The sequence below is a fragment of the Streptomyces sp. Je 1-369 genome, from assembly GCF_026810505.1.
Classification (GTDB): Bacteria; Actinomycetota; Actinomycetes; order Streptomycetales; family Streptomycetaceae; genus Streptomyces.
Genome location: NZ_CP101750.1, coordinates 1,699,025 through 1,710,518, shown reverse-complemented (window position 1 = coordinate 1,710,518; position 11,494 = coordinate 1,699,025). Strand labels below are relative to the sequence as shown.

Here is an 11,494-nt window from a genome sequence, read left to right as displayed (position 1 = left end):
TGATACGTATAGTCATGCCATCCAAGAGGAGGGTTCCATGAGGGTACGCGCAGCAGTGGCAGGGGCGAGTGGGTACGCGGGCGGCGAGCTGCTGCGTCTGCTGCTCGCGCACCCCGAGGTCGAGATCGGTGCCCTCACCGGCAACACGAACGCGGGCCAGCGCCTGGGCGCGCTGCAACCGCATCTCCACCCGCTCGCCGACCGCATCCTGGAGCCGACCGCGGCGGACGTCCTGGGAGGACACGACGTCGTGTTCCTCGCGCTGCCCCACGGTCAGTCCGCCGCCGTCGCCGAGCAGCTCGGACCTGACGTCCTCGTCGTCGACATGGGCGCCGACTTCCGCCTGAAGGACGCGGGCGACTGGGAGAAGTTCTACGGGAGCCCGCACGCCGGGACCTGGCCCTACGGCCTGCCCGAGCTGCCCGGCGCCCGAGCCGCGCTGGCGGGCACCAAGCGGATCGCCGTGCCCGGGTGCTACCCCACCGCCGTCTCCCTCGCGCTCTTCCCCGCGTACGCCGCGGACCTCGTCGAGCCCGAAGCGGTGATCGTCGCGGCGTCCGGTACCTCCGGCGCGGGCAAGGCGGCCAAGCCGCACCTCCTCGGCTCGGAGGTCATGGGCAGCATGTCCCCGTACGGCGTCGGCGGAGCCCACCGGCACACGCCCGAGATGATCCAGAACCTCGGCGCCGCCGCGGGCACCCCCGTCTCCGTCTCCTTCACGCCCACCCTGGCCCCGATGCCCCGCGGCATCCTCGCCACGTGCAGCGCGAAGGCCAAGGCGGACGTCACCTCCGAGTCCGTACGGGACGCGTACGCGAAGGCGTTCGCCGACGAGCCGTTCGTGCGGCTCCTCCCCGAGGGGCAGTGGCCCGCCACCGCCTCCGTGTACGGCTCGAACGCCGTACAGATCCAGGTCGCGTACGACGAGGCGGCCGGGCGCGTCATCGTGATCAGCGCCATCGACAACCTGACCAAGGGCACCGCGGGCGGCGCCCTGCAGAGCATGAACATCGCCCTCGGCCTCGACGAGGCCACCGGGCTCACTACGATCGGAGTCGCGCCGTGAGTGTGACGGCAGCCAAGGGATTCACGGCGGCGGGCATCGCCGCCGGCATCAAGGAGAACGGCAACCCGGACCTGGCCCTCGTGGTCAACACCGGGCCCCGCCTGGCCGCCGCGGGCGTCTTCACCTCCAACCGCGTCAAAGCCGCCCCCGTCCTGTGGTCGGAGCAGGTCCTCAAGGGCGGCCTCGTCTCCGCCGTCGTCCTCAACTCCGGTGGCGCCAACGCCTGTACGGGACCGCAGGGCTTCCAGGACACCCACGCCACCGCCGAGAAGGTGGCCGACGTGCTCTCCGTGAACGCGGGCGAAATCGCCGTCGCGTCGACCGGGCTCATCGGCGTGACACTCCCCATGGACAAGCTCCTGCCGGGCGTCGACAAGGCCGCCGGTGAACTCTCCGCGCACGGCGGCGAGAAGGCCGCCATCGCCATCAAGACCACCGACAGCGTGCACAAGACGTCCGTGGTCACCAAGGATGGCGGCTGGACCGTCGGCGGCATGGCCAAGGGTGCGGGCATGCTCGCCCCCGGCCTCGCCACGATGCTCGTAGTGCTGACCACGGACGCCGATCTGGAGGCCGGTGTCCTGGACCGCGCGCTGCGCGACGCCACCCGGCTCACCTTCGACCGCGTCGACTCCGATGGCTGCATGTCGACCAACGACACCGTGCTGCTACTGGCCTCCGGAGCCGCCGGAGTCACCCCGGAGTACGCCGAGTTCGCCGACGCCGTCCGCGAGGTCTGCGCCGACCTCGGCCGCCAGCTCATCGGCGACGCCGAGGGCGCGAGCAAGGACATCAAGGTCGACGTGGTCAACGCCGCGAGCGAGGCCGACGCCGTCGAGGTGGGCCGCTCCATCGCCCGCAACAACCTCCTCAAGTGCGCCCTGCACGGCGAGGACCCCAACTGGGGCCGGGTGCTCTCCGCGATCGGCACCACCTCCGCCGCCTTCGACCCGAACCAGCTCAACGTCGCCATCAACGGCGTCTGGGTCTGCAAGAACGGTTCCGTCGGCGAGGACCGCGAGCTCGTCGACATGCGCTACCGGGAGGTCGTCATCACCGCCGACCTGGCGGCGGGCACCGAGTCCGCGACGATCTGGACCAACGACCTCACCGCGGACTACGTCCACGAGAACAGCGCGTACAGCTCATGAGCACTCCCACCGCGCGCAAGCACACCGCGCTCCCCAAGGCCGAGATCCTCATCGAGGCGCTGCCCTGGCTGACCCGGCACCGCGGCAAGACCGTCGTCATCAAGTTCGGCGGCAACGCCATGGTCGACGAGGCGCTCAAGGCGGCCTTCGCCCAGGACGTCGTCTTCCTGCACCACGCGGGCCTCAAGCCCGTCGTCGTACACGGCGGCGGACCGCAGATCAGCAAGGCCCTCGACCGGCACGGCATCGTCAGCGAGTTCAAGGCGGGCCTGCGCGTCACCACCGAGGACGCCATGGACGTCGTACGCATGGTGCTCGCAGGACAGGTGCAGCGCGAGCTCGTCGGCCTGCTCAACCAGCACGGCCCGCTCGCCGTCGGCCTCACCGGCGAGGACGCCCACACCATCACCGCCACCAAGCACCAGCCCCGCATCGAGGGCGAACTGGTCGACATCGGCCGCGTCGGCGAGATCACCGAGATCGACACGGGCGCCATCGAGGCGCTGCTCGCCGACGGCCGCATCCCGGTCGTCTCCTCGATCGCCCGCTCCCAGGACGACGGACATGTCTACAACGTCAATGCTGATACGGCGGCTTCGGCACTCGCTGCGGCGCTTGATGCCGAGACCCTGATGGTCCTCACCGACGTCGAGGGCCTCTACGAGGACTGGCCGAACTCCGACGAGGTCATCAGCCGCCTCACCGCGAAGGAGCTGGAGAAGCTCCTGCCCGAGCTCGCCAGCGGCATGGTCCCCAAGATGGAGGGCTGCCTGCACGCCGTCCGCAACGGCGTCGAGACGGCCCGCGTGATCGACGGACGTGTCCAGCACTCGATCCTGCTGGAGATCTTCACGGACGAAGGCATCGGCACGATGGTCGTGCCCGACGACGACACTGAGGGGGAGTCATGAGCAACCAGGAGCTGACCGGGCGCTGGCGGGACGCACTCATGGACAACTACGGCACGCCGAGGCTGCCGCTCGTGCGCGGCGCGGGCACCAAGCTGTGGGACGCCGACGGCAACGAGTACCTCGACTTCGTCGGCGGCATCGCGGTCAACGCGCTCGGCCACGCCCACCCGGCGCTCGTCGAGGCCGTGAGCGCCCAGATGGGCGCCCTCGGCCACGTCTCCAACCTCTTCGTAGCCGAGCCGCCCGTCGCGCTCGCCGAGAAGCTGCTGCAGCTCTTCGGCCGTGAAGGCCGGGTGTACTTCTGCAACTCCGGCGCCGAGGCCAACGAGGGCGCGTTCAAGCTCGGCAGGCTGACCGGCCGCCCGCACATGGTCGCGACCCAGGGCGGCTTCCACGGCCGCACGATGGGCGCGCTCGCCCTCACCGGACAGCCCGGCAAGCAGGAGCCGTTCGTACCGCTGCCCGGAGAGGTGACGCACGTCCCCTACGGCGACGTGGACGCCCTCCGCGCAGCCGTGACCACCGACACCGCCCTCGTCATCATCGAGCCGATCCAGGGCGAGAACGGTGTCGTCGTGCCGCCCGCGGGCTACCTCAAGGCGGCCCGCGAGATCACCGAGGCCACCGGCACGCTCCTCGTCCTCGACGAGGTGCAGACCGGAATCGGCCGCACCGGCCACTGGTTCGAGTACCTGGCACACGACGGCGTACAGCCCGACGTCGTCACGCTCGCGAAGGGTCTGGGCGGCGGCCTCCCGCTCGGCGCGACCGTCGCGTTCGGCGCCGCCGCCGAGCTCTTCAAGCCCGGTCACCACGGCACGACGTTCGGCGGGAACCCCGTCGCGTGCGCCGCGGGCCGCGCCGTGATCGACACCATCGAGGCGGAGGGGCTCCTCGACAACACCAAGCGCGCGGGCGAAAAGCTGCGCGACGGAATCGAGTCACCGGGACACCCGCTCGTACGGCATGTAAGGGGCTCGGGCCTCCTGCTGGGTATCGTGCTCACCGAGCCGCTCGCGCCGCGGGTGCAGCAGGTGGCTCAGGACGCCGGCTTCCTCGTGAACGCGCCCGCCCCCGATGTCGTACGGCTGATGCCGCCGCTGAACGTGCGCGACGAAGAGGTGGACGCGTTCCTCGGGGCCCTGCCCGGCATCCTGGGCAAGGCTCTTGAAGCCGACGGGGACGAACGATCCGGAGAATGAGACGACGATGAGCCAGGCGCAAGGCAACGAGCACGCCGACCACGCGGGTCCCGCCGTACCGCAGACCCGCACCGCACGTCACCGCCGGATCGTGGACATCCTCAACCGGCAGCCGGTGCGCTCCCAGAGCCAGCTGGCGAAGCTGCTCGCCGACGACGGCCTGACCGTCACCCAGGCGACGCTCTCCCGCGACCTGGACGAGCTGAACGCGGTGAAGATCCGCAACGCCGAGGGCGACCTCATCTACGCGGTCCCGAGCGAGGGCGGTTTCCGCACCCCGCGCGCACCGCTCGGCGAGTCGGCCAAGGAGGAACGGATGCGGCGCCTCTCCGCGGAACTCCTGATCTCCGCGGAAGCCTCGGCCAACCTCGTCGTCCTGCGCACCCCACCGGGCGCGGCCCAGTTCCTGGCCTCCGCGATCGACCAGGCCGAACTCCACGACATCCTCGGCACGATCGCGGGCGACGACACGCTGATGCTGATCAGCAGGGAGCCGACGGGGGGTCAGGCGCTGGCGGACCATCTGCTGCGGCTGGCTTCTAACGAGCACTAGGCCCACGGCCGTTCGGGCCCTACGGTCCACCGCGCGAGCGGGCGACGTACGCGTTCCTTACAGCTCCGCACCGTCGCCCGCGGCGCCGGGTGGCAACGCTCCGGTCGTGTGCGCGTGCAGCCCCGTCTCGGTGTGTGGTCGCTACATGGAGGGTTCGGCCGGTGCGGGGGTGGGGGGCAGGGGGAGGGGGAGCCCGGGGAGGCCGTCGATGCTCTGGGCGATGTGGTCCTTCTTCGTGAAGTACGCGCTGAGCGACGCGTCGTCCTCGCGCGCGAACCGCTTGCCGTGCAGGTCGCGGTCCTCGTCGTACGTCATGAAGGGCACCGCGTACCCGCAGGTGTCGCGGATGACGTCGGCCGTCACGACGATGACGGCGCGCAGCCCGTGCGGTGTCGGGTCGATGCCGGGGAAGTGGGCGAGGAGCTCCGTGAAGCGCGGGTCGTCGCGGAAGACCGGTTCACCGCGGCCGTGCACCCGCACGATGTTCGGCGGCCCCTGGAAGGCGCACCACATGAGCGTGATGCGGCCGTTCTCCCGCAGGTGGGCGACGGTCTCGGCGTTGCTGCCCGCGAAGTCCAGGTAGGCGACGGTCCGTTCGTCGACGACCGCGAAGGAGCCCTTGAGACCCTTGGGGGAGAGGTTGATCGTGCCGTCGTCGGCGAGGGGCGCGGTCGCCGTGAAGAACATCGGCTGTTCCTCGATGAAGGTGCGGAGCCTGCCGTCTATGCGGTCGTGAGTCTTTCCCATGGCTGCGGATTATCGACCAGGATCCTTCGGCTGTCTAACGACCCCCGGCGAGTCGTCGCGTTGACGAAACATACGGTGCACTGCATACTCATGCATAGAGCGCATCGCCGCATGGGGAAGGCCCCGCTCGGGCGACACGTTCGACCGGTCCGAGGCGCGGGCTTCGTCGAGATCTTCGGGTCTCTGCGCGAAGATCGCCGCACGGCGCGACCCGCAATTCCCGTAACAGTTTCCAGCGACAGCAGCGACAGCCTGAGGAGCACGTGCAGTGAGCAGCAACAACGGCGGTGACGTCCGGCTCTGGGGCGGGCGGTTCGCCGACGGCCCCGCAGAGGCCCTCGCGAAGCTGTCGGCATCGGTCCACTTCGACTGGCGCCTCGCCCCGTACGACATCGCCGGATCCCGCGCCCACGCGCGCGTGCTCCACACCGCGGGCCTGCTCACGGAGGACGAGCTGACCGGCATGCTGGACGGGCTCGACCGCCTGGAGGCCGACGTCGCCGACGGCTCGTTCGTCGGCACGATCGCCGACGAGGACGTCCACACCGCCCTGGAGCGCGGCCTGCTGGAGCGCCTCGGCCCGGACCTCGGCGGCAAGCTGCGCGCCGGACGGTCCCGCAACGACCAGGTGGCGACGCTCTTCAGGATGTACCTGCGCGACCACGCCCGGATCCTCGGCGGCCTGCTCGCCGAACTGCAGGGCGCGCTCGTCGGCCTGGCCGAGGCGCACCCCGACGTCGCCATGCCGGGCCGTACGCACCTGCAGCACGCCCAGCCGGTCCTCTTCGCGCACCACGTCCTCGCGCACGTCCAGTCCCTGTCCCGCGACGCGGAGCGGCTGCGGCAGTGGGACGCGCGGACGGCCGTGTCGCCGTACGGCTCCGGCGCGCTGGCCGGCTCCTCGCTCGGCCTCGACCCGGAGGCGGTCGCCAAGGAGCTGGGCTTCGAGCACGGCTCGTCGGCCAACTCCATCGACGGGACGGCCTCCCGTGACTTCGTCGCCGAGTTCGCCTTCATCACCGCGATGATCGGCGTGAACCTCTCCCGGATCGCGGAGGAGGTCATCATCTGGAACACGAAGGAGTTCTCCTTCGTCACGCTCCACGACGCCTTCTCGACCGGCTCGTCGATCATGCCGCAGAAGAAGAACCCGGACATCGCCGAGCTGGCGCGGGGCAAGTCCGGCCGCCTCATCGGCAACCTGACGGGCCTGATGGCCACCCTCAAGGCCCTCCCGCTCGCGTACAACCGCGACCTCCAGGAGGACAAGGAGCCGGTCTTCGACTCCTGCGACCAGCTGGAGATCCTGCTGCCCGCCTTCACCGGCATGATGGCGACGCTCACCGTCCACCGCGAGCGCATGGAGGAGCTGGCCCCGGCCGGTTTCTCGCTCGCCACCGACATCGCCGAGTGGCTCGTCAAGCAGGGCGTGCCGTTCCGTGTCGCGCACGAGGTCGCGGGCGAGTGCGTGAAGGTCGCCGAGGCCGAGGGCAAGGAACTGGACGACCTCACCGACGACCAGTTCGCCGAGATCTCCCCACACCTGACGCCCGAGGTGCGCACGGTCCTGAACGTGCCGGGCGCGCTCGCCTCCCGCAACGGCCGCGGCGGCACCGCCCCCTCGGCGGTCGCCGACCAGCTCGCCGACGTCAAAGCGGACCTGTCGATCCAGAAGGAGTGGGCGGGCGCCCGCGGGTGACCGCAGGTGAGAAAAGGGCATCGCGGGTTACGTTGGCGGGAGACCCCGAAAGCTAGGAGCTCGCGATGCCCTTCGCCAGGCTGGCCGCAGCCACGACCCCGACCGCGCACATAGGGCTCGGTCTCGCCGCCGTCGGCAGGCCCGGTTACATCACGCTCGGCCGCGACACCGACCTGCCGCACTCGCGCAGCGTCGAGGCCCTGCGCGAACGCACCCTCGAACTCCTCGACGCCGCCTACGCGTCGGGGGTCCGCTACATCGACGCGGCCCGCTCGTACGGCCGCTCCGAGGACTTCCTCGGCGACTGGCTGAAGGCCAGGCCCGAGATCCGTGACGTCGTCATCGGCAGCAAGTGGGGCTACACGTACACGGCGGACTGGCGTACCGACGCCGAGGGCCCGCACGAGGTCAAGGACCACAGCCCGGCGGCGTACGACCGGCAGCGCGCCGAGACCGCCGAGCTCCTCGGCGACCGCCTCGACCTCTACCAGGTGCACTCCGTGACGCCCGAGAGCCCCGCGCTCACCGACAAGGAGCTCCACGCCCGCCTCGCCGGGCTCGCGGCCGAGGGCGTCACCGTCGGTCTCTCCGTCAGCGGCCCCGAGCAGGCCGCCGCGATCCGCGCCGCCCTCGAAGTGACCGTCGACGGCGAGCCGCTCTTCCGCACCGTCCAGGCGACGTACAACATCCTGGAGACCTCCGCGGGCCCCGCGCTCGCCGAGGCGCACGACGCGGGGCTCACGGTGCTCATCAAGGAAGGCCTGGCCAACGGCCGCCTCGCGGATCCCTACGCGCCCACCGTGCTGCGCGAGGTCGCCGAGGAGGCGGGCCTCGGCTGCGACGCGGTGGCGCTCGCCGTCCTCCTCGCCGAACCGTGGGCGGGCGTCGTCCTCTCCGGAGCGGCCACGTCGGTCCAGCTGGTCTCCAACCTGCACGCCGCCGCCGTCGACCTCGACGCCGGGCAGGTGGAGCGGCTGGTGGGGCTGGTGCAGGACCCGGCGGCGTACTGGGAGGGCCGCGCGCGGCTGCCCTGGAACTGACGCGGCGGTCCCGGGGCGGGAGGTCCAGGTCCAGCACGGGCCGCCGCACGGAACTCGTGAGACGTGAGTGTCTCACGCGGCTTATGCTTGTCTCATGTCAGTCGATCGCGACCAGGTCCTGCGCAGCGCCGCGGCCCTGCTCACCCGCAAAGCCACCTCCACCATGGACGAGGTCGCCCGCGCCGCGGGCATCAGCAGGGCGACCCTCCACCGCCACTTCGCGGGCCGCGACGCCCTCGTGCGCGCCCTCGAAGAGCTCGGCCTCCAGGAGTGCGAGGCCGCCCTCGTCCGGGCCCGGCTCGACGAGGACGGCGCGGGTGACGCGCTGCGGCGCCTGGTGAAGGAGATCGAGCCCGCCGCGGGCCTGCTCGCCTTCCTCTACACCGAGAACCAGCTCTTCGAGGGCGACGCGCAGAACGACGGCTGGTCCCACATCGACGACCGGCTCGCCTCACTCTTCCGGCGGGGTCAGGAGAACGGTGAGTTCCGTATCGACCTGACACCCATCTGGCTCACCGAGGCGCTCTACGGCCTCATCGGCTCCGGCGCCTGGGCCGTCCAGGACGGGCGGGTGGCCGCCAACGACTTCTCGTACATGATCGCCGAGCTGCTGATCGGCGGCGCACAGCGGAGAGTGGAATCATGACCAGCATCCACAAGGAGGCCGCTGCGCCCGAGATCGAGCGCAGCCCCGGCCGCTGGCTCGCTCTCGCCGTGCTCGCGCTCGCCGTGCTCCTCGTCGCCGTCGACGCGACCGTGCTCGGCCTGGCGACGCCGTACATCAGCGAGGACCTCAAGCCCTCCGGCACCCAGCTCCTCTGGATCGGCGACGTCTACTCGTTCGTCATCGCGGGTCTGCTCGTCTCCATGGGCAGCCTCGGCGACCGCATCGGCCGCAAGAAGCTGCTGCTCACCGGAGCGGTCGCCTTCGGCGCGGTGTCGGTCCTGAACTCCTACGCCACCAGTCCCGAGATGATGATCGTGGCCCGCGCGCTGCTCGGAGTCGCGGGCGCGACGCTGATGCCGTCGACGCTGGCGCTGATCCGCAACATCTTCCACGACCCGCGCGAGCGCAGCCTCGCGGTCGGCATCTGGGGCGCCATGGCGTCCGCGGGCGCCGCGGTGGGGCCCGTCGTCGGCGGCTTCCTGCTCGAACACTTCTGGTGGGGTTCGGTCTTCCTCATCAACCTGCCGGTGATGGCCGTGCTCGTCCTGGTCGGCATCAAGTTCCTGCCCGAGTCCAAGAACCCGGCGCCGGGCCCCTGGGACCTGGTCAGCGTCGTGCTCTCCCTCATCGGCATGATCGCCGTCGTGTACGCCATCAAGGAGGCGGCCGCGCACGGGCTGCGCTGGGACGTGGCCGCGTCGGCGGTCGTGGGCGTCGCCGCGCTCGTCTGGTTCGTACGCCGCCAACTCACGCTTCCCGCGCCGCTCCTGGACATGCGGCTCTTCCGCAACCGCGGGTTCTCCGGGGCGGTCCTCGCCGACCTGCTGACCGTCCTCGGCCTCTCCGGCCTGGTCTTCTTCCTCTCCCAGTTCCTGCAGCTCGTGCAGGGGAGGCGGCCGTTCGAGGCGGGCCTCGCCGAACTGCCCGCGGCGGTGGGCGCGGTGGGCGCGGGCCTGATCGCGGGCATGGTGGCGCGCCGCTTCTCGGTACGGCTGGTGGTCGCAGGGGGCCTGGCGGCGGTAGGCCTCTCCCTCGCCGTACTCACGGCACTCGACCAGAGCACGGGCTATCCGCTGCTGGGCGCGGCGCTCCTGGTGGTGGGCATCGGCGCGGGCTTCTCGTTCACGGTGACCGCCGACGTCATCCTCTCCAGCGTCCCCAAGGAACAGGCGGGCGCGGCCTCCGCGGTCTCGGAGACGGCGTACGAGCTGGGCGCGGCGCTAGGCATCGCCCTGCTCGGCTCCATCGTCACGGGCGTCTACCGCGACTTCACGGCGCCACCGGGCACGCCGGCGGACGTGGCGTCGGCGGCGCACGAGTCGCTGGGCGGCGCGGTGGAATCCTCGACGTCGCTCCCCTCCGCCCAGGCGGACGTACTCCTCTCCTCCGCCCAATCGGCCTTCGTGGACGGCCTGCGCCTGGCGGCGGGCGTGGGCGCGGCGGTCCTCCTCGCCACGGCAGCGGCGGCGTGGTTCCTGTTGAGGCACCAGAAACTGGAAGACGGCGTAGAACACTGAGGCCTGGGGGCGAGCCCAGCCGTCGCCCCCCTGGCAGGCGTCAGCTCCGTGTGGCGTCAACGGGGCGGTGGGCCGGAGCGGTCCGACCTAGGGGCGCGGGGAACTGCGCGACCAGCCCCCACCCACCCGCAGCCGAAGGCATCGGCACCCCCGCACCCCGGCACCCCGGCACTCCAGCGAGGAAACGCGAACGCCCGCCCCGGTGCAGGGAGGAAAAGACCTCCGCACCGGTGCGGGCGCACCAGTAATCCGCTCAGGCCCCGCAGGGCTACGCCGCCTTCGCCTTCGTGGCGTACATGTCCACGTACTCCTGCCCGGAGAGCAACATGACCTCCGTCATCACGGAGTCCGTCACCGCCCGCAGCACATACCGGTCACGGTCCATCCCGTCGTACCGCGAGAACTCCATCGCCTCGCCGAAGCGGACCGTCACCTTCCCCGGCCGGGGGAGGCCCTTGCCGCCCGGCTGGAGCTTGTCCGTGCCGATCATCGCGAAGGGGACGACGGGCGCGCCCGTCATGAGGGTGAGCCGGGCGATGCCCGTACGCCCCCGGTACAGCCGCCCGTCGGGAGACCTCGTGCCCTCGGGGTAGATGCCGAACACCTTGCCGTCGTCGAGGATGCGCCGCCCCGTCATCAGCGCGGCGACACCCCCGCGCCCGCCGTCACGGTCCACGGGGATCATGCCGACGCCCGTGAAGAACCACGCCATGAGGCGGCCCTTGAGGCCCTTGCCGGTGACGTACTCGTCCTTGCCGATGAAGAACACCGGACGGTTGGCCACCAGCGGCATGATCATCGAGTCGATGAACGTCAGGTGGTTTCCGGCCAGAATGACCGGCCCGGTCCCCGGAATGTTCTCGGCGCCTTCTACCCGTGGGCGGAACATCAGGCGCAAGAACGGTCCGAGCACTGCCTTGATGAGCGCTAGACGGGACAAC

At 71.0% G+C, this 11,494-nt stretch carries 11 protein-coding genes; 9 read left to right on the top strand and 2 right to left on the bottom strand.

From position 1 onward, the window contains the following. Positions 1-37 precede the first annotated feature (37 nt). The 5 genes from argC to NOO62_RS07800 are packed head-to-tail and all read left to right on the top strand — an operon-like array spanning position 38 to position 4,883. Positions 38-1,066, top strand: a complete 1,029-nt coding sequence (gene argC / locus NOO62_RS07820) for an N-acetyl-gamma-glutamyl-phosphate reductase (RefSeq protein ID WP_268770172.1) — start codon at positions 38-40, stop codon at positions 1,064-1,066. Continuing rightward, positions 1,063-2,217, top strand: a complete 1,155-nt coding sequence (gene argJ, locus NOO62_RS07815; protein ID WP_268770171.1) for a bifunctional glutamate N-acetyltransferase/amino-acid acetyltransferase ArgJ — start codon at positions 1,063-1,065, stop codon at positions 2,215-2,217. The genes argC and argJ overlap by 4 nt, the downstream gene beginning before the upstream one ends. Next, complete coding sequence (argB, locus tag NOO62_RS07810; RefSeq protein WP_268770170.1) at positions 2,214-3,128, top strand: acetylglutamate kinase; 915 nt, start codon at positions 2,214-2,216, stop codon at positions 3,126-3,128. The genes argJ and argB overlap by 4 nt, the downstream gene beginning before the upstream one ends. Then, entirely contained in the window at positions 3,125-4,330 is a 1,206-nt protein-coding gene (locus NOO62_RS07805; protein WP_268770169.1) for an acetylornithine transaminase, read from the top strand. Before argB ends, NOO62_RS07805 begins: the two co-directional genes overlap by 4 nt. 7 nt (positions 4,331-4,337) lie before the next feature. Next, the gene (locus NOO62_RS07800) at positions 4,338-4,883 is read left to right on the top strand and encodes an arginine repressor (RefSeq protein WP_055566065.1); all 546 of its coding nucleotides are present in this window, start codon (positions 4,338-4,340) and stop codon (positions 4,881-4,883) included. 141 nt (positions 4,884-5,024) lie between these two features. Here the strand turns inward: NOO62_RS07800 and NOO62_RS07795 are convergent, their stop codons facing one another. Next, on the bottom strand, positions 5,025-5,630 hold the full coding sequence (locus NOO62_RS07795; RefSeq protein ID WP_268770168.1) for a pyridoxamine 5'-phosphate oxidase family protein: 606 nt from the start codon (positions 5,628-5,630) through the stop codon (positions 5,025-5,027). A gap of 268 nt (positions 5,631-5,898) precedes the next feature. Here NOO62_RS07795 and argH point away from each other — a divergent pair, with 268 nt between their 5' ends. The 4 genes from argH (at position 5,899) to NOO62_RS07775 (ending at position 10,553) form a co-directional block, all read left to right on the top strand. After that, a complete protein-coding gene (gene argH, locus NOO62_RS07790; RefSeq protein ID WP_268770167.1) occupies positions 5,899-7,329 on the top strand; it encodes an argininosuccinate lyase in 1,431 nt (476 codons plus the stop codon). A 65-nt stretch (positions 7,330-7,394) separates the two neighbouring features. Further along, positions 7,395-8,369 (top strand): aldo/keto reductase, encoded by a 975-nt coding sequence (locus tag NOO62_RS07785; RefSeq protein ID WP_268770166.1) that lies wholly within the window; start codon positions 7,395-7,397, stop codon positions 8,367-8,369. Between the two features lie 94 nt (positions 8,370-8,463). Beyond that, positions 8,464-9,015, top strand: a complete 552-nt coding sequence (locus tag NOO62_RS07780; RefSeq protein WP_268770165.1) for a TetR/AcrR family transcriptional regulator — start codon at positions 8,464-8,466, stop codon at positions 9,013-9,015. Further along, on the top strand, positions 9,012-10,553 hold the full coding sequence (locus NOO62_RS07775) for an MFS transporter (protein WP_268770164.1): 1,542 nt from the start codon (positions 9,012-9,014) through the stop codon (positions 10,551-10,553). The genes NOO62_RS07780 and NOO62_RS07775 overlap by 4 nt, the downstream gene beginning before the upstream one ends. Before the next feature lie 268 nt (positions 10,554-10,821). On the opposite strand, the gene NOO62_RS07770 is transcribed toward NOO62_RS07775, so the two are convergent. Next, positions 10,822-11,493: a lysophospholipid acyltransferase family protein gene (locus NOO62_RS07770; RefSeq protein WP_268770163.1), complete on the bottom strand. Its 672-nt coding sequence runs from the start codon at positions 11,491-11,493 to the stop codon at positions 10,822-10,824. Position 11,494: the final 1 nt, after the last annotated feature.